The organism is Streptomyces sp. 135 (assembly GCF_020026305.1).
Taxonomy (GTDB): Bacteria; Actinomycetota; Actinomycetes; order Streptomycetales; family Streptomycetaceae; genus Streptomyces.
The window spans coordinates 2,377,919-2,401,082 of record NZ_CP075691.1 but is presented as its reverse complement, the minus strand read 5'-3'; the positions used below and the strand labels follow the sequence as shown (position 1 = coordinate 2,401,082).

The window sequence follows — 23,164 nt, the reverse complement described above, 5'->3', positions numbered from 1 at the left end:
CACCGTGCCCACCGCCGACCTCATCCTCACCGGCGCCCGCGTCCGCACCCTCGACCCCGGCCGGCCGCACGCCACCGCGCTCGCCGTCCGTGACGGGGTGATCACCGCCGTCGCCGACACCGATGACGGCGTACGTGACTGGCGAGGGCCCGGCACCGAGGTGATCGACCTCGCCGGGGCGTCTCTCGTGCCCGGCCTCGTCGACTCCCACAGCCACCCCGTGTGGGGCCTGGAGATGGCCACGGGGCTCGATCTGTCCGCCGTACGCGATCTCGACGGGCTCCGGGCCGCGCTGCGCGGGGCCGAGCGGATCGGGGGATGGGTCGTCGCCTGGGGGCTCGACCACAACGCCTTCGGCGGGCGGGCCGTCGACCGCGCGCTCATCGAGGACGTGCTCGACGGCGCGCCCGCCTTCATCCGCCTCTACGACGGCCACTCCGCCCTGGTCAGCGGCGCCGCTCTGCGCGCGGCCGGCATCGAGGGTCCGAGGGAGTTCGTGCAGCGCTCCACCGTCGTGTGCGACGCGGACGGGCGGCCCACCGGGCACCTGATCGAGCACGCCGCGATGGATCTCGTCCAGTCCGTGCTGCCCCGGCCCTCCTTCGCCGAGCGCCGCGACCGCCTCGTGGAGCTGCTGTCCGCCATGGCGGCCACCGGCCTGACCGGCGCGCACGTCATGGACATGGGCGGCGGGGACGTACCGCAGCTGCTCGCGGCCGTCGAGGAGGCGGGCGACCTGCCGCTGCGGCTGCGGCTCGCCCCCTGGTGCATGCCCGGGGTGGGCGCGGAGGGCATCGAGGAGATCATCGCCCTCCAGGCCGAGGCGGGGCGGCTGTGGCGGGTCGGCGGCGCCAAATTCTTCATGGACGGCACGGTCGAGGGCGGCACCGCCTGGCTGGAGCACGCGGACTGCCACGGCCAGGGCACCGACGCCTTCTGGCCGGACCCGGAGGCGTACGCGGACGCCGTGCGGCGCCTGCACGCGGCCGGAGTGCGCACCGCCACGCACGCCATCGGGGACGCGGCCGTGCGGCACGTCCTCGACACCGTGGCGTCACTGGGTGACGGCGGCCGCCTCGCGCACCGGATCGAGCACATCGAGACCGTGCCGGACGACACGGTCCCGCGCTTCGCCGAGCTGGGCGTCATCGCCTCGATGCAGCCGCCGCACACCGCGTACACCCGGGCCGACCACAGCGACGAGTGGTCCAAGCGGCTCGGCGACGAGCGCGCCGCCCGGGCCTGGCGCATGCGCAACCTGCGGGACGCCGGGGCGTACGTGGCGCTCGGCTCCGACTGGCCGATCGCCCACTACGACGTACGTGAGGTCCTGGCCACCGCCCGCAGTCCGCGCGGGGCGGCTTCGCGGGGGCCGGGGCTCACGGGGCTCATGGCGCTGGAGGGCTGCACGACGCACGCGGCCGTCGCCGCGGGGGAGGGGGGCGCGGCGGGGCGGATCGCCCCTGGGTGCCGGGCGGATCTCACGGCGTTCGGGCTCGATCCGGTGGTGGCGCCGGCCGATGAGGTGGCGGCGGCGCCGGTGTTCCTCACGGTGGTGGGAGGGCGGGTCGCTCACCGCGGGGTTTGAGTGGGCTGCGGGGTGGCGGGTGCGGGTCGGTTGTGGTTGCTCGCGCAGTTCCCCGCCCCCTACGGGGCGCAGCCCAGGTGTTACACCTCGCGTGGTAGTGCGTGCGGCAGCGCGCCGTACCAGAGGCGGGTGACCGTGAGGCCGAAGGCCAGGCAGATCATGCCGCCCACCGCGTCCAGCCAGAAGTGGTTGGCCGTGGCCACGATCACCACGAGCGTCGCCACGGGGTAGAGCAGGCCGAGCACCTTGGCCCACGGCACCGACGCCAGGGCGAAGATCGTCAGGCCGCACCACAGGGACCAGCCGATGTGCATCGACGGCATCGCCGCGTACTGGTTCGACATGTTCTTCAGGTCGCCGGAGGCCATCGAGCCCCACGTGTGGTGCACCAGGACCGTGTCGATGAAGGTGGTGCCGTTCATCAGGCGCGGCGGCGCCAGCGGATAGAGGTAGTAGCCGACCAGGGCCACCGCCGTCGTCGCGAAGAGGACGAGGCGGGTGGCCGCGTACCGCCCGGGATGCTTGCGGAAGAGCCAGACCAGTACGCCGAGCGTCACCACGAAGTGCAGCGTCGCGTAGTAGTAGTTCATGCCGACGATGAGCCATGTCACGGAGTCCACGGCGTGGTTGACGCCCCGCTCGACGGCGATCCCGAGGTCGTGCTCGATCCGCCAGATCCAGTCGGCGTTGCGCAGCGCCTGCGCCTTCTGCTCCGGCACGGCGTTGCGGATCAGTGAGTACGTCCAGTAACTCACCGCGATCAGCAGGATCTCGAACCACAGCCGGGGACGGCGGGGGGTCCGCAGACGACGCAGGAGATTCCGCCCATTGCGGTCATCTTCCTCGCCCGCGATGGGTGATGCGGTGGGCGCCTGTCGGCCCTCAAGTGTTGTCACGATCGTCTCACCCATAGGCACAGAGTCTGCCAGATCCCCGTCCTCCGACCGATCATCCCCTGGTCGGGTCCGGACCGCATTCTCTCCGTCGGAAGTACGAGGCCGCGGCCCGAAGAACCCTAGGGGCGCCTGGGGGCCGAAGCGGTTGAACCGCGAACCACCAGCTCCGGCATGAAGACGAACTCGCTGTGCGGGGCGGGGGTCCCGCCGATCTCCTCCAGGAGTGTACGCACCGCCGCCTGCCCCATCGCCGGCACCGGCTTGCGCACCGTGGTCAGCGGTGGATCGGTGAACGCGATCAGCGGCGAATCGTCGAAGCCGACCACCGAGACGTCGTCCGGCACCTCAAGGCCACGCTGACGCGCCGCCCGTATCGCACCGAGCGCCATCATGTCGCCGGCACACGCGATCGCCGTGCAGCCGCGGTCCATCAGCGCCGCGGCCGCCGCCTGGCCGCCCTCCAGGGTGTAGAGGGAGTGCTGGACGAGGTCCGCCTCGATCTCCTCCGGGGCCAGTCCCAGCTGATCCCGCATCGAGCGCACGAAGCCCTCGATCTTCCGCTGGACCGGCACGAACCGCCTGGGGCCGAGGGCCAGTCCCACGCGCGTATGACCGAGCGAGACGAGGTGCGTCACCGCGAGCCGCATCGCCGCGCGGTCGTCCGGCGAGATGAACGGCGCCCGCACCTCGGGCGAGAAGCCGTCCACGAGGACGAACGGCACGTCCCGCGCCCGCAACCGCTCGTAGCGCCGCATGTCGGCGGAGGTGTCCGCGTGCAGCCCCGAGACGAAGATGATGCCGGCCACCCCGCGGTCCACCAGCATCTCGGTCAGCTCGTCCTCGGTGGAGCCGCCGGGGGTCTGGGTGGCGAGGACCGGTGTGTACCCCTGCCGGGTCAGGGCCTGCCCGATGACCTGCGCGAGCGCGGGGAAGATGGGGTTCTCCAGCTCCGGCGTGATCAGCCCGACCAGGCCCGCGCTGCGCCGGCGCAGCCGCACCGGGCGTTCGTAGCCGAGGACGTCGAGCGCGGCGAGCACGGACTGACGGGTGGCCGCCGCGACGCCCGGCCTGCCGTTGAGCACGCGGCTCACCGTCGCTTCGCTGACCCCCGCCTGGGCTGCGATGTCGGCTAGCCGTGCGGTCACAGGAGGGGACTGTACCGGTCGCGTCTCAGGCTGCCCACCAGAGCGTCGAATCGGCCGGCAGGGCGGTCTCGTCGGCGCCCGGCGCCACGCCCGCGCTCGCCAGCAGGAGGGCGCCGGGCGTCGGCAGCGTGACGGGGGAGGCGGTGAGGTTCACCGTGCAGACGAACGCGCGCGTCGCACACGTGCGGCGGAAGGCGAGCACGCCCTCGGGGGCGTCCAGCCACTCCACACCGCGGCCCGCGCCCAGCGCCGGGTGCTCGCGGCGCACGGCGAGCGCGGAGCGGTAGAACTCCAGCGTCGACGTGGGGTCACCGGTCTGCGCCGCCACCGACAGGTCCCGCCAGGACTCCGGCTGCGGCAGCCAGCTCGGACCGCCCTCGGCCGGACCGAAGCCGAACGGCGCGCGCTCACCGGACCACGGCAGCGGCACCCGGCAGCCGTCACGCGTGCCGTCCTGCCCGGCGGAGCGGAAGAACGCCGGGTCCTGGCGCACCTCGTCCGGCAGATCGGTGACCTCGGGCAGGCCGAGCTCCTCGCCCTGGTAGATGTAGGCGGAGCCGGGCAGCGCCAGCATCAGCAGCGTCGCCGCCCGGGCCCGGCGCAGGCCGCGGGCCTCGTCGCCGCCGGCGAAGCGCGTGGAGTGGCGTACGACGTCGTGGTTGGAGAGCACCCAGGTGGCGGGCGCGTCCACGGAGTTCATCGCGGCGAGGGAGCGTTCGATGACGTCGCGCAGCGCCCGCGCGTCCCAATCGGTCGTCAGGTACTCGAAGTTGAACGCCTGGTGCAGTTCGTCGGGGCGCAGGTACAGGGCGCTGCGCTCGACGGTCGGGGTCCACGCCTCGGCGACGGCGATGCGCTCGGTGCCGTCCTCGCGCGTGTACTCGTCGAGGATCTTGCGCCAGTCGCGGTAGATCTCGTGCACGCCGTCCTGGTCGAAGTACGGCACGGCCTGGCCGCCGAGCAGCTTGACCTGCTCCTCGTGGCCGATGTCCGGCAGGCCCCGCGCCTTGACCAGGCCGTGCGCGACGTCGATGCGGAAGCCGTCGATGCCGAGGTCGAGCCAGAAGCGCAGGATGGAGCGGAACTCGTCCTTGACGGCCGGGTGGTCCCAGTTGAAGTCGGGCTGCTCCGGCGCGAAGAGGTGCAGGTACCAGGAGCCGTCCTCGACGCGGGTCCAGGCGGGTCCGCCGAAGACGGACTCCCAGTCGTTCGGCGGCAGCTCGCCGTCGGTGCCCTTGCCGGGCCGGAAGTGGAAGCGGTCCCGCAGCGGCGAGCCGGGGCCCTCGCGCAGCGCCTGCTTGAACCACTCGTGCTGGTCGGAGCAGTGGTTGGGCACGAGGTCGACGATGACGCGCAGGCCCAGCGAGTGGGCTTCCCGCACGAGGTCGTCGACGTCCGTGAGGGTGCCGAACATGGGGTCCACCGCGCGGTAGTCCGCCACGTCGTAACCGGCGTCGGCCTGCGGCGAGGCGTAGAAGGGGGAGAGCCAGACGGCGTCCACCCCCAGGTCGCGCAGGTGCGGCAGGCGTGCCGTGATGCCGGGCAGGTCGCCCATGCCGTCGCCGTTCCCGTCGGCGAAGCTGCGCGGGTAGACCTGGTAGATGACCGCGTCGCGCCACCACTCCCGGCTCGGCACGGAGTCGGTGTGGGCGGGCGCGGCGGTGACGTGCTGGGTCATGAAGTCCCTCATGGGTGCGGGGGGTTGTCGGCTCGGGGGCGGGTCGGGAGGTGGTGGCGAAGGTGCGGGTAGGTGGCTGCGCCGAAGTGGCCGCTCACTCCGGTGAACGCCTCACGGAACGCGAAGGTCACGAGGACGTCCGCCCCGCCGGTGGCCGCGGAGTCTTCGGCGCCCCCGGCGTCACCGAGCAGGCGCGGCCGCAGCGGGCCCGGGTCCTCGCCGGGCAGGCCCAAGAACTGCACCACGTCAAGGTGAGGGGCGCAGATTCTATCGTCAAGTACGCCCTCGACGAGAGAGATTCGGGGATCTTCACCGTTCTCGGTAGGACCGTCGCCGCCCACTCCCGGAGCGCACGGCGGAACGCTAACTTGGACGAGCGGGACTGCTCTCGGACCGGGCGGGCACCCCCGCCCCACCGACCAGCCCATCGACCTGCCCCAAAGGGGCCCCGCTTGAGCGCCAACGGCAAGGCAGACACTACGATCCTGGTGGTCGACGACGTCGCCGCCAGTCGATACGCGCTGGGCGCGGTCCTGCGCAGGGACGGCCACCGCGTCATCCTCGTCGCCAGCGCGGCCGAAGCCCTCGCCGAACTCGACGCGCGTCACCGCATGGGCGAACTCCCCGACGTGGCGCTCGTCGACGTGGGCCTGCCCGACATGAGCGGCTTCGAGCTCTGCCGCCGCATCAAGGAGGCCCCGCAGACCGCCGCCCTGCCCATCGTGCACTTCTCGGCGGCCCGCGTCGCCCCCGCCGACCGCTGCCGCGGCCTCGACGCGGGCGGCGAGGCCTATCTGACGGTGCCCGCCGAACCGGAGGAGATCCAGGCCGTGGTCCGGGCCGTCGCCCGCGGCGCCCGCCACCGCAGCGACGCCGAGGCCGAGGCCGGGCACCTCACGCGGCTCGCCGAGACCATCCTCGACGTCCAGTCGGCCCGCTGCCCGCGCGAACTGGCCGACGCCGCGGCCGCGGGCACCGACCGCCTCACCAGGAGCCCCGCCGCCGCGTTCATCCTCGGCGGCGACGGCGCGGTGCACCGGGGCCTGTCACGGAGCCGGGCCTCCGCCTCCCTGCCCGACGACGGCGCGCACGAAGCGGTGGCCCGCCTCATCCTGCGGATCATGTCGGGCCACGTCGGCGTGCGCAGCACCGTCGCCCCCGCCCCGCTGTGGCCGCCCGGCTTCTTCCAGGCCGAGGCGGTCAGCGGCACCGGACCGCCCGACGGGGCCAGGCTCGCCCTGGCCCGCAGCCGCGAGGGCAGCGCGCCCGTCTGCCTCGCCACACCCGCCTACGCCCAGCACCCCGACCCCGACACCGAGCGTCTCGTGGGGCGGCTCGCCCATGCCACCGCGCTTGCCGCGGAGCGACTGCTCATGTACGAGATGGAACGCCACATCGCCCTCACCCTCCAGCGCAGCTTCCTGCCGACGCACGTGCCGCAGGTGCCCGGCACGGAAGTCGTCGTCCGCTACGAACCCGCCTCCAGCGACACGGAGATCGGCGGCGACTTCTACGCCGCGCTGCCCACCTCGGGCGGCGTCCTCACCGCCATCGGCGACGTGGTCGGGCACTCCCTGGACGCCGCCACCGTGATGGTCGAGATCCGGCACGCCCTGCGCGCCTACTGCGTCGAGGAATCCGACCCCCGGGAGCTCGCCCACCGCCTGGACAACATGCTCCAGCGCTACCACCCCGACGTGACGGCCACTCTCTGCCTGGCCCTCGTCGACCCCGCCACCGGACGCACCCGCGTCGCCAACGCCGGGCACATCCCGCCGCTCGTCGTCAGCGACACCGGCTCGGCCACGTACCTGCGGGCCCACGGTCCGCTCCTCGGCCTCGGCCTGGACAGACCGGCCCCCACGGAGACGGTCCTCGGCCCCACCGACCGGCTCCTCATGGTCACCGACGGCCTCATCGAGACGCGCGGCACCGACCTCGCGGTCTCCATGCAGCACCTGCGCACCGTCGCAGCCGACGCGCCACTCGGCGTCGCCGATCTCTGCGACACCCTGCTCGCCTGCTTCGGCCACGACCGGGACGACGACATCGCCCTGCTCGCCCTGCGCCTGACCGGCGACCGCTAGACCAGGCGCTTCTCCATCAGCGTCACGCCGTACGTGCTCCCGTCGGCGGCCACCTTCCCCGCCAACTCACCGACGGCCGTGTAACCGGCCCCCTCGTAGTACGTGCGCAGCCGGGGGTTGGCCGACACGCAGTCCAGCCGGCACAGCTCGCGCCCCGCCTCGGCGATCCGCCGCTCCGCCCGCGCGAGCATCGCCCTGCCGGTCCCGGGCCGCGCCCCGCGCCGCACCATCAGCCGGTGCACATAGCCCGCGTCCGGCGCCCGCACACCCCAGGCCGCCTCATCGTCCCACCACAGTTCGTACGCCCCGACGACCTCGGCCCCTTCCTCGGCGAGCCACACCTCCTCCACCCCGGAGTCGATCAGCCGCCGTCGTAGAGGCCGGTGAGGGTCGCCGTGTCGGCCTTGTCCGCACTGCGGAACGTCAGTTGCGCCGTCATGGCGATCACCGTAAAGGTGGGCGCCACCAACGGACCTACAGGGGTGGCCATGCCGCAGATCACCGTCGACTACTCCGAGCAGCTCGCCGGGGACTTCGACCGCAGGGGCTTCGCGCTGGCCCTGCACCCGCTGCTCGTCGAGGTCGCGGGCGCCGCCGCCGACGCCTGCAAGACCCGGTTCGTACGGACCGAGGAGAGCGTGGTGGGCGACGGGACCGGCGGCGACGGCATCGTCCACGTCATGATCGGGCTGCTGCCCGGGCGCTCCGCGCGGACCAAGGCCCAAGTGACCGAGGGCGCGCTGGACCTCGTGCGGCGGTACGTGAAGCCCGCGGCCGGCGTCACCCTGCACGCGTCGGCCGAGATCCGGGACCTGGACGACTCCTACCGCAAGTCGTCGGCGGCCTGAGGGGCCAGCGCGAGGAGGCGGCCGACCAGATCGGCGAACGGGCCGTCGGCCGGTTCCTCGGCGAGGATGCCGCGCAGCAGCGCCGCCATCTCCTCGTCGTAGGCGGCGCTCACCGCGGTCAGCGCCGCGAAGTCGTGCACCAGCTGCAGTTCGAGCTCCGCACGCGGCACGCGCCGCCCGTCCAGCCAGAGCAGCGCCGTGGACTCGGCCAGCGAGATCCAGGACCGCACGACGAGTTCAAGCCGGGCGGACGGCTCGGTGACCTTGAGGTGCGCGAGGATCTGGTCGTACGCGGCCTGGCGCACCGAGTCGATCAGTGCGTTCGTCGTGGATGCCGATGCCGATGCCGTCCCCGGGCCCACCGCGCAGCCGCCGCCCGCGGAGACCGCGGGACCGCCCCGCATCAGCGCGGAGAAGCCGGGCCCGTGCTCGTCGACGAAAGACAGGAAGCGCCCCGTCACGCGCAGCAGCCGCGCACCGAGCGGCCCCTCGTGCGGCTCCACGAACCGCTCGGCCAGCTCCTCGGCCGCCCGGCGCAACGCCGCCTCGTACAGGCTGAGTTTGCCGGGGAAGTAGTGGTAGACCAGCGGACGCGAGATGCCCGCGGCCGCCGCTATCTCGTCGATGGAGACGTCGTCGGGCGAGCGGTGGCTGAACAGGTCGAGCGCGACCCCGATCAGCTGCTGCCGCCGCTCCTCGACACCCATCCTGCGGCGCACCCCGGTAGTCATACGAACACCTTACCGAGCGGAACCGGCCCTCCGGCGGTCCGGTCCCGCCCGGTACTTCACAGGTCGAGCACGAGCCGCTCACCGCGCGCACGCGAGACGCAGATGAGCATCGAGCCGGCCCGCTCGCCGTCGGTCAGCAGCTCGTCCCGGTGGTCGATCTCCCCCTCCAGGACGCGCTGTTGGCAGGTCCCGCAGAACCCCTGCTCGCAGGAGTACGCCGTGTCCGGCAGCGCGGCGCGGACCGCGGCGAGCACCGTGCCGTCCGCGGCGACCGCCACCGTGCGCCCGCTGCGCCGCAGTTCGACCTCGAAGGCGGTGTCGCCCTCGGTGCGGGCACGCGGTGAGAACCGCTCCAGGTGCAGCGAGCACCCCTGCGGCAGCGCGGCGCCGACCGCCTCCATCAGGGCCTCGGGCCCGCATACGTGCACGGCGGCGCCCTCGGGCGTTCCGCTCAGGAAGGCGGCCACGTCCGGCAGTCCGTCCTCGTCCTCCGCGACGACGGTGACCCGCCCGCGCCCCGCCCCGCCGAGCTTCTCGACCTCTTCCAGGAACGGCATCGAGGCGCGCGACCGCCCGCCGTAGAGCAGCCGCCACGGCGCCCCCGAGGCCTGCACGGCCCGCAGCATCGGCAGGATCGGCGTGATCCCGATGCCGCCGGCGACGAAGACGCACGACGTGGCGTCGGCGAGCGGGAAGCGGTTGCGCGGCCCCCGCACCTCGACCTCGTCGCCCTCCCGCAGCCGCTCGTGCACCTCGCGCGAGCCGCCCCTGCCACCCTGCCCGGCGCCGATCAGCCGGATCGCGACGGTGTACGAGGAGGGGTCCTCGGGGTCGCCGCAGAGCGAGTACTGCCGTACGAGCCCCGACGGCAGCACCAGGTCGAGATGGGCGCCCGGCTGCCAGGGCGGCAAGTCGGTCCCCTCCAGGCGCAGTTGGATGACGCCGTCGGCCACGCGCTCGTGCCGTGCGACGCGCAGCCGCAGCGCACGGGAGCGCGGCCGCCCGGAGACCGGCTGCTCCAGGGCGGGCAGCGGCCACAGCGGGGAGATGGCGATCCGGCGGCGCAGGGCCCGCCGGGCGAGCAGGGCCGTTCCGGCGGCGAGGGCGAGGACGGGGAGGCGGGCCATGTCAGACGTCCCCCTGCCCGGCGGCGGCCTTCTCGGCGGCGGTGGCGGCCGGTGAGGAGGCGAGGTAGGCCACGGCCTGTGCCGTGCTGCCCTCCTGGGAGGGGTGGTAGCCGCGGCTCAGGTAGCGGGGGATGGAGCGGACCATGGCTCCGGTGGTCGGCAGCGTGCCCGCGCGTCCGCTGCGGTGGAAGTCCTTGAAGCTCGCCCTGCCGTCGACGAGCGTCGGGTCGTTCTCCATGAAGAACCGCGTCCCGCGCTGCCAGAGGAAGACCAGCGCGGTGAAGGCGGTCGCCCACGTCCGCACGCGGCGGCGGTAGCCGCCGTCGACGTGCAGGAAGAGGTCGAAGGCCACGGAGCGGTGCTCGACCTCCTCGGCGCCGTGCCAGCGCAGCAGGTCCAGCATGGTCGGGTCGGCGCCCCTGCGGTCCAGCTCATCGGCGCCCAGGACCCAGTCGCCGAGGAAGGCGGTGTAGTGCTCGATGGCCGCGATCATCGCGACGCGCTCCATCAGCCACCACTTGCGCGCCTTGCCCGGCGGCAGTGTGCGGTCGCCGAGCAGCTTCTCGAAGAGCCAGTCGACCTGCGCGGTGTACGGCGTCGGGTCGAGCCCCTGCGCCTTGAGGTGCGGCAGGACCTCGTCGTGGGCCTGCGAGTGCATGGCCTCCTGGCCGATGAACCCGATGACGTCCTCGCGCAGCCGCTCGTCCCGTATGTGGGGCAGGACCTGCTTGTAGACGTGCACGAACCAGCGTTCACCGGCGGGCAGCAGCAGATGCAGCACGTTGATGGTGTGCGTGGTGAACGGGTCGTCCGGGAGCCAGTGGAGCGGGGTGTTCTCCCAGGAGAAGGAGACGTTGCGTGCCTTGAGCGGTATGTGCTCGGACGCGACGGGCATGGGCACCCGGCTCTGCGTATTAGACATGCCGTCAATGTACTGACGGGTAGGCGGGTGGTACAGGGGTCGGCGGCCGGAAGTTCACCGGCCGCCGCTCACCGCAGCGTCGCCACCTTCGTGCCGTCCGCCAGGGTGCCGGTCAGCCGGGCTCGGGCGGTGCGTTCCGTGCTGACCGCGAGGACGTTGCCCTGCACCTGGTCGCCGCCGGACGCGGTCAGTGACGTGACGTCCTTGCTGCCCGCGCCCAGGAGGTACCAGTTCCCGCCCGGCGACTTCCACCGGACGCCCGCGAGGACCCGGGGCTCCCGGGGGCCGCACGCCGGGGAGTCCTCGGCCTTGGCCGCCACGGCGCCGGTGGGACCGTCGGCCGTCTGGAACTGGGCGAGGCTGCGGCTGCCCGCCCCCCGCCAGGTCTCGGCCCGCGTGCACACCCACTGGGCGGCGGCGCCCGTCTCGGGGAGCGTCTGACGGGCGTACGCCCAGGAGTTCACGGACCGCACGCCGTGCGAGCGCACCGAGGCGAGGGAGCAGGCGGACTTGGTCCAGTCGGCGGGCGCGGCCTCGCGTGGCGCCTCCGGGCGGCCCGCGGTCAGCCGGGCGGGGGTCAGCTCGCCGAGGTCGGTCACCATCCGCACGGCACCGGAGTGGTCGCGCATCCGCAGCGCGTTCCAGGACGTGCACCGGCCGCTCTGCGCCGGACCGGCGAAGGGTTCGGTGACGCCGTCCGCGTCGCGGCGCAGCGCCAGGGCCTGCCCGGCGGGCTTCAGCAGGTCGCGGACGGCGGCCGACCGCACCCAGGGCGCCGTCAAGTAGCGGACGTTGCCGTCGGCGCGGTTGACGACGAGGGCGCTCGCCTCGGGGCCGCTCGCGCCGTCCACGCGGGCGAAGTCGAGGGCGGCGCCGCTCGTGCCCTCCTTCGGCTCGGCGTAGCGCACGATGCGCAGTCCGTCGTAGAGCAGCACCACGCGCGCGGCGTCGACCTCCCCGGCGTACAGCAGCTGCGCCGGACCGGGGGGCGCCCCGGAGGGCGTGCCCGGGGTGGCCGAGACCTGGACGGTCTCGCCGGGCCGCGCCCAGACGGCGAGGGCGCGGCGCAGCAGCGCCTTGTCGTCGACGAGGCCGCCGCGCGCGGGCCACACGGAGAAGTCGGTGCGCGCGGAACGCCGCCACGCCCCGGTGGCCGCGACCGTCAGCTTGCCCGGGTCCAGGGCCGCTTGGGCGGCGGGGTTCTGGGCGTACGGCGGCGCGGCGGCGCCGTCGGGTCCCCAGCCGTCGCCCGGCAGGCCGAGGAGCGCCCCGCACACCAGCGTGGCGAGGGCCGCGACGCCCGCCGCCTTCAGGTGCTGCCTGCGCCGCATCAGGTCGGTCGGCCTGGCGTGCAGGGAGCAGGGGTCGAACTCGGGGGAGGCGAGCAGGGCGTAGCGCGCCTCGACGGCGTCCGCCTCGGCGAGGGCGTCGTCCGGGTCGTCGCAGCCGGCGGCCGTGAGGACCATGCGGACCCCGGCGTCGTCGAGCGCCTCCAGGCCGCGCAGCACGTAGGCGGCGCGGGCGGCGCCCGACAGCTTGGCGAGGCGCTGGTCGAGGGCGAGTTCGTCGGCGCCCCCGGAGCGCGGGAAGAGCCGCAGCCCCTTGACCTGCGGCAGCAGCGGGGGCAGCTGGGCCCGCCGGGGCCAGGACCTCCACGTCAGCGGCAGTCCGGCGTCGAGCGCGCCGCGCACCACCTGGAGGCGTACGTACGCGTACCCCGGGTCCCGCCGGTGCCCGCCCCCCTGCTGGGCCGGGATGGCCACCGCCACGCCGGGCTTGCGGCCGCGCGGCAGGGAGCGCTGGGTGAGGGCGTGGGCGGTCAGGACCCGGCGGTTGCGGCCGAGGCTCGGCGGCAGCACCAGATAGGCGAGCCGGACGAGCCGCGGGTAGTGCTCGACGAGGGCGGCCTCGGCCTGCTCCACGTCGACGACGGGAGCGGGACCGGGGGCGCTCGCGGACTGCGGCGGCTGGGACTGCACATTCGACGACACGTTCAGCAGAACGAGCGAATCGTCGGTTGGTCACCTCATGCCTGGGCGGGCTCCACGAGCGCGCGGGCGTAATGCGCCATCGACCGCTGGTAGCGCGGCAGATGTGGCGCGAGGGCGCCGAGCACGAGGGAGAGGCCTTCGCGCTCACGGCCGAGGGAGGCCAGACACAGGGCCAGGACGGCGCGGACGGCGTCGTCCAACTCGTCGGACGTGCCGATGAGTTCGGGCTCCAGGAGCGCGACGCCCTCCTCGGCCCGGCCGACGTTCCGCAGCGAGCTGGCGAGTTGGATCAGTGCCCGGCGCCTGCGGTAACCGTCCAGGCCGCGCTCCAGTGCCTCCTGGTAGAGCGGCACGGCCAGGTCGGAGCGGCCGGTGGAGTCGAAGGCGCAGGCCCGTTCGAAGAGCCCGGCGGGGTCGCCCTCGGGCAACTCCGCCACCAGCGCGTCGATCACCGCGCGGAACTCCGCGGCCCGTTCCTCACCGTAGGTGTCGTACGAGGCCCAGGCCTCGTCGATCCGCTTCTCCCAGTCGTCTCCCATGCCCTCACCGTCGCACACAAGTGCCCGGGCGCGACACGTGATTACGGCGTCACCTCCCATCCGCTGAACTCCACGGTCCCGCGCTCCCCGGCACCGCCGTCGGTGGCGCTCATGAACATCCCCACGTCCTGCGCGGCGGCCGCGCCCGGCACGGTCACGGTTCCCACAGTCCGCCAGGTGGCGCCGCCGTCCGTGGAGCAGGCACCCGTGAAGGAGTCCCCGGCCCGCGTGAGGCGCAGCAGCACCGGGCCCCGCACCCCCGTGATCCGCTTGTACGTGTCAAGGGTGCCGTCGCCGTTGGTGTCGTACGACAGCACGACCCCGTTGGCCGGGGTGACGGCGAGGTTCACGAACCCCCGCGAGCCCGGCGTGTCCAGGGCGGCGCGGGTGATGACACCGGCCCTGGCCCAGGGGCCCGTGGCCGCCTGCGCGTCGACCCGCACCGTCACCGAGACCCCGTCGCGCAGCGCCCCCGGTCGGTACAGCGTGCCGAACTCGGTGGTGCCCTTCCACAGGTCGGCGCCGCCCCCGTCGATCGCGTACCGCCCGTCCAGCTCACCGAAGACGGCGGCGTTGTTCGTGTACGTCCGCCAGTCCGCGCCCACCGGGCCGGCCTCGAAGAGGGTCCCCTCGTGGACGTACCGCACCCGCCGCTCGCCCGCTGGGCCGTACCGCACGGTGATCTCGTACGGCAGCGGGCGCAGCGGCCGGTCCAGAGGCGTGTCCGGCGCGTCCACCCGCCACGCCGCCTTCCCGGTCCCCGCGGGCGCGACCCTCGGCAGGGACACGGGGCCCGTCGGCTCGGCCTCGACGCCGGTCAACGCGAAGTCGACGCGGCCGGTGGCGCGCAGACCGTTGACGTTGCGGAAGACGGCGCTCACGCGCGTGTGGCCGCCGGGCGGCATGGCGGGCGGCTCCGCGGTGACGGTCACGGACCCCTGGTAGGGCGCCCGCGCGAGGACGCTCCGCACCCGCGCGGCGGTGCGGTACGGATCGCCGACGGGCCGCAGCGGGTAGTCCTCGCGCTCGCGCGTCCAGGGCTCCTCGAAGGCGAACCAGTCGACCGGCCGCGGCTCGCGCCCGGTGGCCAGCGCCTCGGCCAGCTCGTCGAGCCACTTCTGCCAGCGCGGCACGTAGAAGTCGCTCATCAGTCCGTGCCATTCGCGGTTGCCGTACTCGTGGAGCCTGCCGCCGTCGGCCGTGGCGCGGTCGCCCCACACGGTGATGAGCACCTTGGCGGTCCGCTCGAACTCGGCGCGCTCGGCCTCCTGCGTCCCCATGCGCCGGGCCGCCTCGATCCAGGGCCCGAGCAGGAACGCCGGGTCGGTCCCGGTGACCTCGTCGCTGAGCCGCATCAGCCGCAGCCACAGCGTCGAAAGGGCGCGGAAGGTCTCCTGGTCGCCGCGCCGGTACGCCGTCCGCAGCTGCGGCAGGAGCTGTCGGCTGCGATGGGCGAGCGCCTGCCGGGCCACGTCCACCAGGTCGTACCGGTAGCGGGCGCCGCGCCGCAGCGGAGCCGCCACGCCGAGCAGCCCCGCGAGCGCCGCGTCGAAGCGGCCCGGGTCGTAGGTCAGGGCGCGCGGCGCGTACTCGGCGGCGCGGTTCGCCGCGAGGTCGGGGCGGGCGGCGAAGAGGGAGTCGTGGGGGTCGCTGCGCTCCACGGCGGTGTGCTGGTAGGCGGTGTCGTGCAGGGCCCGCCAGGCGGCCCGCGCGGAGCGGTCGCGCGCGCCGTACCGGAAGTCGGCGTACGAGGAGAACCACGCGGCCCGGTCGACAGGACCCCGGACCCAGGCCAGTTCGGAGAAGAGCTCGAAGGCGGCGGGGTCGCGGTCGGTGGCCTCCGGCATGAAGGCGGTGCCCGCGAGCGCGCTGTCCGGCTTGTCGCGCCAGGCGAAGAACTTCTCGTTCCAGAGGTGGGTGCGGGCGCCGACCGTCGTGCGCCCGCCGAAGTTGGGGATGGTGCCGAAGGCGTAGGGCGTGCCGCCCCAGTCCTTCTCCCGGTCGGTGACGCCCGCGTACCGGTCCGAGACGCCGTCGACGATCAGCATCCGCTCCTTGTCGACGGCGTCGAGCAGCGCGGGCAGCGGATTGGCCTCCCAGCCGATGATCACCCAGGTCGCGCCGGGCCGGGCCGCGCGCAGGGCACTCTCCACGCCCCGGGCGGCGGCGGGCACGGGCACGTCACCGGCGGTGCCGCCCTCGTGCAGCAGGTCCATCTTGAAGTGGTCGCAGGCGCCGAGCAGTTGCTGCTGGTGCCGGTAGAAGGAGGCGGCGACCCGGGCGAAGGCGGTGGTGCGCGGATCGAGCCAGTCGGGCCGCTTGAACCCGTGCCAGACGCCCTGCGGCACGACGCGCGCGTCCCCGCCGTTGCGCTCGACGAAGCCGTCGGGCACGTTCCCGTAGTAGCCGGGCAGCACGGGCGCGATGCCGAGCGCGCGTAACCGGTCGGTGATCCTGCGGCCCAACACGGCGCGGTCGTCGATCAGCTGCCGGGAGAGCGGGCCGCCGTACCCGGCCAGGTTCTGGAGCAGCCACCACGGCTGGTGCGAGGGCGCGGGCAGCCATGCCCTGGCCTCGTCGTCGGAGTAGCCGAACTCCTTCAGGAGGCGGTGGTAGACGGCCTCGGCACCCGCCACCACCAGGACCTCGTTGCAGCCGTGCAGGGCGAGTACGTCGATCATCCGCTCCCAGTACGCCCAGTCGGCGTACGGCGCGGTGTACCCGTCGTTGGTGTCGTTCAGGGCGAACCGGTGGGGGAGCGAGGTGGACCGCTCCAGGGGCCGGGCCGGGGCGGGCAGCCTGCGCGGCAGGTCGAGCCGGGAGCCGTGCCACGTGATGTGGGCGCCGCACACGTACTTCAGGTACCAGTGGACGCCGGTGAGCAGTACCGCGGGCGTCGTGCCGGACACCTCGATCCGCCCGGTGGTCCCGGTGACCCGGAAGCGGTCCGTGTGCCCCTCGGCGGCGAGAAGCCTGAGCCGGAACTGCTCCGCGTGATGCGGCAGGAGTCTGTTGAGCGCCTCGCGCGCGGAATCCGTATCGAAGGCGGGGGCCTTCGCGGTCCCCCCGGCGGCGCGGGCCGGCAGCGGGACGCCGCCGAGGGCGGTGCCGAGGCCGAGGGCCCCGGCGGTGCCGAGCAGTGAGCGACGGGACGGTTCGGACATGTGTACCCCCTGGGGTGAAGGCTGCGGCGCACGGTATCCCCGCGCCCTCCCGTGCTCAACGGCACGGCGGAAGATGGCGGGTTCGGCTCGCCGGGAGAGGCAGGAGAGCCAGTGAGGGCAACGCGAGCAACCCAGACGAGGCAGACGACGCGGGCGGCACGGAGGGCGCTTTCGGGCATGGCGGCGGGAGCGCTGCTCACGTTGGCGGGGTGCGGCTCGGGGGGCGACGGCACACCGGACACGGCGAGCGGCAGCCTGGAGCAGCTGGCGGACAGGGCGAGGTGCAGGGCGGACGTCCAGACGGACGCGGCCGAACTACGCCAGGCCATCTGTGCGAACGGTGCCCGGCGCTACATCCTCGTCACCTTCGCGAACGCCCGCGGCCAGGCCGAATGGCTCGACGAGGCGGATGACTACGGCGGTACGTACCTCGTCGGCGGGCGCTGGGTCGCGGTCGGCGGCCGCCGCGACATCGCGGCGCTGCGCGACCGGCTCGGGGGGACCGTGGTGGACGCCGCGGACGGGCACGGCGGCGGCCACCACGGTCACCGTACGGACTGAGGCGGGCGGTCGCCGTCAGGTGCAGCGCTGCCCGGAGTTGACGCAGCCCGCCACGCGCCGCATCAGCCGCTCGTCGAAGACGTTGATGAAGTCGCCGTGGTCGGTGACGGGTTTGTGCAGCTGCTCGGGGAACGAGTCGACGGCGAAGCCGGGCCCCGGCGGCACGTCGTACACGACGCGTTGCACCAGCTTCGGGATCGCCCGGAAGCCCCGCGGGCAGGCACCGGTCCGCGGGTCGGCGAAGGCGACGTGGGTGCGGTGGTTGGCGCTGTCGGTGTTGCGCCCGTCCCAGCAGCTCTGGAAGTTGAACGTCCGCACCACCTTGCTGCCCTCGGGGCAGATCGGGTACTTGTCCTTGAGCTGCCGGTTCTCGAAGCCCGTGCAGCTCCACGAGGCGTTGGCGTTGGCGTCGCCGTTGGTGAACGCCTTGGCGTCGCCGGTGATGACGCGCAGGAAGCGGGGCATCGCGACGACCTTGCTCACCGGGCTGCCGGTGAACTTCAGGGTGACGGCGTCCGGGGTCTGGATCTCGCCGACGTTCTGGTCCTTGCCGCCGCCGTCCGCCTGGGCGTCGTCCTCGTTCGTGCCGTTCTGGAGCCGCAGCACGGGCCAGTAGTAGGTCGACTTGTCGCCCTGGTTGCGGCAGCTGGTGCGGCCGTTCGCGAGGTCGTCGTCGCCGGAGAACGCGTCCGTCGCCTGGTTGCCCACGTAGTCGTGCATGTGGTGCGCGCCATTACTCACGCCGGGCGCGACGATGACGTTGTCGGGGTTGAACTTGCCGTTCTCGTTGCGCCCGCAGTCGGTCGTGAAGGTCCCGCGGGAGGCGCCGCGCCGGTCGCGGGGGCGTACGACGTTGGGCCGGACGGACGTGATGTCGACGAAGTCACCGGCCACGGGGCCGTTCCCGCTCTGCCCTCGGCCCCCTTCCCCGCCCTGGCCCTCGTCCTCGCCCTGGCCCTCGTCCTCGCCCTGGCCCTCGTCCTCGCCCTGGCCCTGGCTCTGCCCCTGGCTCTGCTCCTGGTCGGAGGCGCGCAGAGTGCAGGGGGCCATGCCGCCGAGGCCCTCGGGCCGGGCGCCCGCCCGGTCCATGGCGTCCGCGATCTCGCCGAGCGTGCCCCGCCGCTGCTCCTCCAGCGGCGGCAGCACGGACTCCTGGGCCCCGGCGTCCTCGGCCTTGCTGAACCGGTCGTAGGCCCGCGTGATCTGGCTGTCCAGCTCGGCGAGGCGGCCGTCCACCTCGCCGCGCGCGCCCGGTGGAACCTCCCGCAGCCGGTTCGCCACGTCCGGGCAGCTGATCGTCGACAACTGCCGGGCCGCGGCCGCTTCCGGGGGCTGTTGGGCGCCGTCCTCGGCGTTCGCGTAGACGTTGACGGCGACGAGGCCGCCGCCGCCCATGACGAGAGCCGCGGACGTGGCGACCAGGCGCCGCGCCAGCTTTGATCGTTTTCGTGAGGTGCGTCCCATGGGGCTACATACGCATCAGCGGCCCGGCGTGTTCAGCGGCCCTGGTCCAGATAGGCGAGGACCGCGAGCACCCGCCGGTTGTCGTCGTCGGAGACCGGCAGGCCGAGCTTGCCGAAGATGTTCGACGTGTGCTTGGCGATCGCCCGCTCCGTGACGGTCAGTTGGGAGGCGATGGCCGCGTTCGACCGCCCCTGCGCCATGAGTTCCAGCACCTCGCGCTCGCGGGGCGTGAGCGCGCCGAGCGGCTGGTCGGTGGAGCGCCGGGAGAGGAGCTGCTGGATCACCTGCGGGTCCATCGCGGTGCCGCCGGCCGCGACCCGGCGCACGGCGTCGACGAACTGCGCCGCGTCGAAGACCCGGTCCTTCAGGAGGTACCCGACGCCGCCGTTGCCGTCGGCCAGCAACTCCCGTGCGTACAGCTGCTCCACGTGCTGCGAGAGGACGAGGACGGGCAGGCCCGGCCTGGCCCGCCGGGCGGCCAGCGCGCACTGGAGACCCTCGTCCGTGTGCGACGGCGGCAGCCGTACGTCGACGACCGCGACGTCCGGCTCCAACTCCGCGAGGGCCTTGGACAGTTCGGGCCCGCTCTCCACGGCCGCGGCTATCTCGAAGTCGAATGCCTCCAGCATCCGCACCAGGCCGTCGCGCAGCAGAAAGAGGTCTTCGGCTAGGACAACTCGCAAGGGATCTCCATGGTCACCATGGTCGGACCGCCCGCGGGGCTGCTGACGGCCAGTACGCCGTCGAATGTACCGAGCCGGCGTTCGATCCCGCTCAGCCCGGACCCGGCCCCCAGAGCCGCCCCGCCCTTGCCGTTGTCGGTGACGGCGACGCGCAGCATGCCGTCGCCGTAGTGCATGTCCACCCAGATGCGGTCGGCGCCCGAGTGCTTGATCGCGTTGGCCAGCGACTCGCTCACCGCGAAGTACGCCGCCGACTCGACCGGCGCCCCGGCCCGGCCCGGCAGCTCCACGTCGACCTCGGTGGCGATCGGCAGGCGCAGCGCGAGAGCCTTCACCGCGTCACCGAGGCCGCGCTCGGCGAGCACCGGCGGGTGGATGCCGCGGACCAGGTCGCGCAGCTCGGTCAGCGCCTCGCCGGAATCCTGCCGGGCCTTGGCCAGCAGCTCCTTGGCCTTGGCGGGGTCCGTCTCGATGAGCGCCTCGATGGTGCCGAGGTCCATGCCCATGGCCACCAGACGGGCCTGCGCGCCGTCGTGCAGGTCGCGCTCGATGCGGCGCAGCTCCGCCGCGGAGTTGTCCACCGCGTCGTGCCGGGTCTCGGTCAGGCGGTCCACCCGCCGGGCCAGTTCGCGCTCCCGCATGGCCGAGGTGGGCGCGAGGAACGCGCGGGAGAGGAGGAAGTGCGCACGTACCAGCGAGGTGTTGATGAGCACGCCGAGGACGAAGAGGCCCATGCCGAGCGCCGCCGCCTGGTTGGCGGTGGACTGCGAGGTCACGTGGATGAAGGCGTACCACTCGCCGCCGCCCGCCTCGTGGATCGGCTTCCACACGCCGAGCGCGAGGACCCAGCCGTAGAGCATGTAGAGCGGCAGCGCCGGGGCGAGGACGGCGACGACGGCGCCCGCGGTCATGTTCACCAGGAGCCACTGGAGGTCGCGCCAGGTCGCCGGGTCCTTCAGCATCAGCGTGCAGCGCTCCACCTGCCCGGCCACACCGCCCCGCAGGTCCGCGGGGAGGGGCCGGTAGGGCACGGGGATGTCCACACCGGACCACGCGGCGGCCCGTATGCGCTGGCCGTCGGCGTACTTGCGTACGCCCGCCAGGACGACGGGCGTGGTGAAGAGACCGATGCCGAGCAGGATGAACGCGATCGACAGGACCGAGAGAACGAAGAGGACGATGGATCCCACCATCGCGACGATCGTCAGGTAGAGGCCCTGAGCCCCCGCGATCAACGCGTTTCTGACCCTGGTCATGGTCGTCCGTCCCTCTCGTCAAGCCCGGCCGCCCGGGTCGCGTGCCGCACCCCGGGCCGGGAACAGTCTCACCCGTGCGGCGGGGCCGGGTCATTGGGCCCTCCACCCGGGCGGGGGGTGTACCTGACGACACCCCCGGACCTCGTCCTGGGCTCCGGGGAGAGGGGGGCTCGGCGGCTGGGGCGCCCGGCCCCGGATTCCTACCGTGAGGCAGGTCCTGTTCGACGTTCACTCACGCAGATTGATGGGGGCGGTTCGCCATGAGGCGGAACCTCGCGGCACGACTCGGGGTGTGGAGCGCGCACCACCGCAAGACGGCCGTTCTCGGCTGGCTGGTCTTCGTGGTCCTCGCCACGGTCCTCGGCGGGGCCTCCGGCATGGTCACCGCGTCCGACGACGAGATGGGCGTCGGCGAATCGGGGCGGGCCGCCGCGATCCTGAAGGACGCGGGCATCGACGAGCCCGCGGGCGAACTCGTCATGGTCACCGCGCGGACGGCCGACGGCTGGCAGGAGGCCGCGGCCGACCTCTCGAAGGCCCTGACCGCGACCGGTGACGTACGCGGCCTCCAGGCGCCGCTGCCTTCCGAGGACGGCAAGGACGCGCTGCTCCGCTTCGAGATCAAGGGCCCCTCCGACGAGGCCGCCGACCGCGTCCAGCCGGTCCTCGACGCCGTGGCGAAGGCGGGGGAGAAGGGCGCGGCGCACGGCATCTCGGTCCACCAGTTCGGCGACGCCAGCTCCGAGAAGCACCTGTCGGACCTGCTGGCCGACGACCTGAGGAAGGCCGAGTTCACGGCGGTGCCGCTGGCACTCGGCATCCTCCTGGTCGCCTTCGGCGCGGTGGTCGCGGCGCTGCTCCCGGTCGGCCTCGCGCTCACGGCGTGCGTGGCGGCGTTCGGGCTGCTCTCGCTGGCCAGCCATCGGCTGCACCTCTTCGAGACGACGTACTCCGTGATGTTCCTGATGGGTCTCGCGGTCGGCGTCGACTACTGCCTGTTCTACCTGCGGCGCGAGCGGGACGAGCGGGCGGCGGGACGGGACGCGCGGACGGCCCTGCGGATCGCCGCGGCCACCAGCGGGCGCGCCGTCCTGGTCTCCGGCCTGACGGTGATGGTCGCGATGGCGGGTATGTTCCTGACCGGCCTGCTCCTCTTCAAGGGCTTCGCCCTCGCCACGATCCTGGTGGTGTGCGTGGCGATGGTCGGCTCCGTCACGGTCCTGCCCGCCCTCCTCGCCGGGCTCGGCGACCGGATCGACGCGGGCCGCGTCCCCTTCCTGAACCGCCGCCCCAAGAAGGGCGCGCACACCGGCGGCGGCATCGCGGGCACGCTGCTGCGGCCCGTACTCGCCCGCCCGAAGTCCTTCGCCGTCGGCGCGGCCGTGCTGCTCCTCGCGCTGGCCGCCCCCGCGCTCGGCATGAGGACCGAACAGCTCGGCCTGGAGAAGCAGTTCGGCTCCGACGCCCCGCTCTCCGTCTCGTACAAGAAGATCACCGAGAAGTTCCCCGGCGGCCCCTCACCGGCCCTGGTGGTCGTCACCGCCGACGACATCGACGCGCGGCCGGTGCGTGACGCGCTCGACGCCCTGACGAAGCGGGCGGGCGACGGCGCCGAACTCACCGTCCACCGGGCGGCCGACGTCGCCGAGATCGAGGTGCCGCTGCCGGGCGACGGCACCGACGCCGAGGCCAAGGAGGCGCTGGGCGAGCTGCGCGACGAGACGGTCCCCGCGGCCTTCCGCGGCGTCGACGCCGAAGCCCGGGTGGGCGGCGAGCTCGCCTCCTCCGAGGACTTCGGCGACCAGCTCGGCAGGGGCATCGTCCCGGTCTTCGGCTTCATCGCCGTGGTGACCTTCCTGCTGATGCTCCTCAGCTTCCGCTCGGTGGTGATCGCCGCGACGTCGATCGCCCTCAACCTGCTGTCGGTGGGCGCCGCCTACGGCGTGATGACCGCCGTCTTCCAGCACGGCTGGGGCGCGGAGCTGATCGGCTCGGAGAAGGCCGGCGCGATCGAGAACTGGATGCCGCTGTTCGTCCTCGTCGTCCTCTTCGGACTCTCCATGGACTACCACGTGTTCGTGGTCTCCCGGATCCGCGAGGCGCGGGACCGGGGCATGGACAACCGCGCGGCGATCCGCGAGGGCGTCACGCGCACGGCGGGCGCGGTGACGGGCGCCGCAGTGATCATGGTCGCGGTCTTCGCGGTCTTCGGCACGCTGTCCATGCAGGACATGCAGCAGATGGGCGTGGGCCTCGGCGTGGCCGTCCTGCTGGACGCCACGGTGGTCCGCATGGTCCTGCTGCCGTCCGTGATGGCCCTCCTGGGCGAGCGCAACTGGCGCACCCCGCGCGCCCTTTCCTGGCTGCCGGAGGTCTCACACAGCGAGGAGATCCCTCCGGCCGCGCCCGCCGAGCGGCACCCGGCCGGGGCGCACGCTCCGCACTGACGCACGGGCACGCCCCCCCCGGCGCGCACCGCGCCGG

At 73.6% G+C, this 23,164-nt stretch carries 20 protein-coding genes; 5 read left to right on the top strand and 15 right to left on the bottom strand.

Annotated features, from left to right (window positions below; translation table 11 throughout):
- Window positions 1-4 precede the first annotated feature (4 nt).
- Entirely contained in the window at window positions 5-1,588 is a 1,584-nt protein-coding gene (locus KKZ08_RS10850; protein ID WP_223774260.1) for an amidohydrolase, read from the top strand.
- Window positions 1,589-1,668: 80 nt separating this feature from the next.
- On the opposite strand, the gene KKZ08_RS10845 is transcribed toward KKZ08_RS10850, so the two are convergent.
- The 4 genes from KKZ08_RS10845 to KKZ08_RS10830 form a co-directional block, all read right to left on the bottom strand.
- Window positions 1,669-2,499: a phosphatase PAP2 family protein gene (locus KKZ08_RS10845; protein ID WP_223774259.1), complete on the bottom strand. Its 831-nt coding sequence runs from the start codon at window positions 2,497-2,499 to the stop codon at window positions 1,669-1,671.
- 104 nt (window positions 2,500-2,603) lie between these two features.
- Window positions 2,604-3,629 carry a LacI family DNA-binding transcriptional regulator gene (locus KKZ08_RS10840; protein ID WP_263303337.1) on the bottom strand — a complete coding sequence of 342 codons (1,026 nt, stop codon included), beginning with the start codon at window positions 3,627-3,629 and terminating at the stop codon, window positions 2,604-2,606.
- 25 nt (window positions 3,630-3,654) lie between these two features.
- Window positions 3,655-5,307 carry a glycoside hydrolase family 13 protein gene (locus KKZ08_RS10835; RefSeq protein WP_223774258.1) on the bottom strand — a complete coding sequence of 551 codons (1,653 nt, stop codon included), beginning with the start codon at window positions 5,305-5,307 and terminating at the stop codon, window positions 3,655-3,657.
- Window positions 5,308-5,315: 8 nt separating this feature from the next.
- On the bottom strand, window positions 5,316-5,549 hold the full coding sequence (locus KKZ08_RS10830) for a hypothetical protein (RefSeq protein WP_223774257.1): 234 nt from the start codon (window positions 5,547-5,549) through the stop codon (window positions 5,316-5,318).
- 210 nt (window positions 5,550-5,759) lie between these two features.
- Between KKZ08_RS10830 and KKZ08_RS10825 the strand changes: the two genes are divergently transcribed.
- On the top strand, window positions 5,760-7,394 hold the full coding sequence (locus tag KKZ08_RS10825) for a SpoIIE family protein phosphatase (RefSeq protein ID WP_223774256.1): 1,635 nt from the start codon (window positions 5,760-5,762) through the stop codon (window positions 7,392-7,394).
- Here the strand turns inward: KKZ08_RS10825 and KKZ08_RS10820 are convergent.
- Entirely contained in the window at window positions 7,391-7,744 is a 354-nt protein-coding gene (locus KKZ08_RS10820; RefSeq protein ID WP_320591191.1) for a GNAT family N-acetyltransferase, read from the bottom strand. The two genes, KKZ08_RS10825 and KKZ08_RS10820, sit on opposite strands and share 4 nt — an antisense overlap.
- Before the next feature lie 11 nt (window positions 7,745-7,755).
- The gene (locus tag KKZ08_RS38615; RefSeq protein ID WP_263303336.1) at window positions 7,756-7,884 is read right to left on the bottom strand and encodes a hypothetical protein; all 129 of its coding nucleotides are present in this window, start codon (window positions 7,882-7,884) and stop codon (window positions 7,756-7,758) included.
- Here KKZ08_RS38615 and KKZ08_RS10815 point away from each other — a divergent pair.
- Window positions 7,883-8,242 (top strand): isomerase, encoded by a 360-nt coding sequence (locus tag KKZ08_RS10815; RefSeq protein ID WP_223774255.1) that lies wholly within the window; start codon window positions 7,883-7,885, stop codon window positions 8,240-8,242. The two genes, KKZ08_RS38615 and KKZ08_RS10815, sit on opposite strands and share 2 nt — an antisense overlap.
- Here KKZ08_RS10815 and KKZ08_RS10810 read toward each other — a convergent pair.
- From KKZ08_RS10810 to KKZ08_RS10785, 6 genes are all read right to left on the bottom strand, one after another.
- Complete coding sequence (locus KKZ08_RS10810; RefSeq protein ID WP_223774254.1) at window positions 8,218-8,973, bottom strand: TetR/AcrR family transcriptional regulator; 756 nt, start codon at window positions 8,971-8,973, stop codon at window positions 8,218-8,220. The genes KKZ08_RS10815 and KKZ08_RS10810 overlap by 25 nt on opposite strands.
- 56 nt (window positions 8,974-9,029) lie before the next feature.
- Window positions 9,030-10,100 (bottom strand): PDR/VanB family oxidoreductase, encoded by a 1,071-nt coding sequence (locus KKZ08_RS10805; RefSeq protein ID WP_223774253.1) that lies wholly within the window; start codon window positions 10,098-10,100, stop codon window positions 9,030-9,032.
- 1 nt (window position 10,101) lies between these two features.
- Entirely contained in the window at window positions 10,102-11,022 is a 921-nt protein-coding gene (locus KKZ08_RS10800) for a metal-dependent hydrolase (protein WP_223774252.1), read from the bottom strand.
- Window positions 11,023-11,090: 68 nt separating this feature from the next.
- Window positions 11,091-13,013 (bottom strand): hypothetical protein, encoded by a 1,923-nt coding sequence (locus tag KKZ08_RS10795; protein WP_223774251.1) that lies wholly within the window; start codon window positions 13,011-13,013, stop codon window positions 11,091-11,093.
- A 35-nt stretch (window positions 13,014-13,048) separates the two neighbouring features.
- Window positions 13,049-13,552, bottom strand: a complete 504-nt coding sequence (locus tag KKZ08_RS10790; RefSeq protein WP_223774250.1) for a tetratricopeptide repeat protein — start codon at window positions 13,550-13,552, stop codon at window positions 13,049-13,051.
- Between the two features lie 41 nt (window positions 13,553-13,593).
- Window positions 13,594-16,716: an alpha-N-acetylglucosaminidase gene (locus KKZ08_RS10785; RefSeq protein ID WP_223774249.1), complete on the bottom strand. Its 3,123-nt coding sequence runs from the start codon at window positions 16,714-16,716 to the stop codon at window positions 13,594-13,596.
- 177 nt (window positions 16,717-16,893) lie between these two features.
- On the opposite strand from KKZ08_RS10785, the gene KKZ08_RS10780 reads away from it, so the two are divergent.
- Window positions 16,894-17,277 carry a hypothetical protein gene (locus KKZ08_RS10780; RefSeq protein WP_223774248.1) on the top strand — a complete coding sequence of 128 codons (384 nt, stop codon included), beginning with the start codon at window positions 16,894-16,896 and terminating at the stop codon, window positions 17,275-17,277.
- 15 nt (window positions 17,278-17,292) lie between these two features.
- On the opposite strand, the gene KKZ08_RS10775 is transcribed toward KKZ08_RS10780, so the two are convergent.
- The 3 genes from KKZ08_RS10775 to KKZ08_RS10765 are packed head-to-tail and all read right to left on the bottom strand — an operon-like array spanning window position 17,293 to window position 20,680.
- The gene (locus KKZ08_RS10775; protein WP_223774247.1) at window positions 17,293-18,741 is read right to left on the bottom strand and encodes a DUF1996 domain-containing protein; all 1,449 of its coding nucleotides are present in this window, start codon (window positions 18,739-18,741) and stop codon (window positions 17,293-17,295) included.
- Window positions 18,742-18,773: 32 nt separating this feature from the next.
- Window positions 18,774-19,424 (bottom strand): response regulator transcription factor, encoded by a 651-nt coding sequence (locus KKZ08_RS10770; protein WP_223774246.1) that lies wholly within the window; start codon window positions 19,422-19,424, stop codon window positions 18,774-18,776.
- Window positions 19,409-20,680: a sensor histidine kinase gene (locus tag KKZ08_RS10765; protein ID WP_223774245.1), complete on the bottom strand. Its 1,272-nt coding sequence runs from the start codon at window positions 20,678-20,680 to the stop codon at window positions 19,409-19,411. The genes KKZ08_RS10770 and KKZ08_RS10765 overlap by 16 nt, the downstream gene beginning before the upstream one ends.
- Before the next feature lie 260 nt (window positions 20,681-20,940).
- Between KKZ08_RS10765 and KKZ08_RS10760 the strand changes: the two genes are divergently transcribed.
- Window positions 20,941-23,127 carry an MMPL family transporter gene (locus KKZ08_RS10760; protein WP_223774244.1) on the top strand — a complete coding sequence of 729 codons (2,187 nt, stop codon included), beginning with the start codon at window positions 20,941-20,943 and terminating at the stop codon, window positions 23,125-23,127.
- Window positions 23,128-23,164: the final 37 nt, after the last annotated feature.

Coding starts and splice junctions, on each gene's coding strand:
- KKZ08_RS10845 (WP_223774259.1), bottom strand. CDS start 2,499: ATGGGTGAGACGATCGTGACAACACTTGAGGGCCGACAGGCGCCCACC.
- KKZ08_RS10835 (WP_223774258.1), bottom strand. CDS start 5,307: ATGACCCAGCACGTCACCGCCGCGCCCGCCCACACCGACTCCGTGCCG.
- KKZ08_RS10815 (WP_223774255.1), top strand. CDS start 7,883: ATGCCGCAGATCACCGTCGACTACTCCGAGCAGCTCGCCGGGGACTTC.
- KKZ08_RS38615 (WP_263303336.1), bottom strand. CDS start 7,884: ATGGCCACCCCTGTAGGTCCGTTGGTGGCGCCCACCTTTACGGTGATC.
- KKZ08_RS10810 (WP_223774254.1), bottom strand. CDS start 8,973: ATGACTACCGGGGTGCGCCGCAGGATGGGTGTCGAGGAGCGGCGGCAG.
- KKZ08_RS10805 (WP_223774253.1), bottom strand. CDS start 10,100: ATGGCCCGCCTCCCCGTCCTCGCCCTCGCCGCCGGAACGGCCCTGCTC.
- KKZ08_RS10800 (WP_223774252.1), bottom strand. CDS start 11,022: ATGTCTAATACGCAGAGCCGGGTGCCCATGCCCGTCGCGTCCGAGCAC.
- KKZ08_RS10790 (WP_223774250.1), bottom strand. CDS start 13,552: ATGGGAGACGACTGGGAGAAGCGGATCGACGAGGCCTGGGCCTCGTAC.
- KKZ08_RS10785 (WP_223774249.1), bottom strand. CDS start 16,716: ATGTCCGAACCGTCCCGTCGCTCACTGCTCGGCACCGCCGGGGCCCTC.
- KKZ08_RS10780 (WP_223774248.1), top strand. CDS start 16,894: ATGGCGGCGGGAGCGCTGCTCACGTTGGCGGGGTGCGGCTCGGGGGGC.
- KKZ08_RS10775 (WP_223774247.1), bottom strand. CDS start 18,741: ATGGGACGCACCTCACGAAAACGATCAAAGCTGGCGCGGCGCCTGGTC.
- KKZ08_RS10765 (WP_223774245.1), bottom strand. CDS start 20,680: ATGACCAGGGTCAGAAACGCGTTGATCGCGGGGGCTCAGGGCCTCTAC.
- KKZ08_RS10760 (WP_223774244.1), top strand. CDS start 20,941: ATGAGGCGGAACCTCGCGGCACGACTCGGGGTGTGGAGCGCGCACCAC.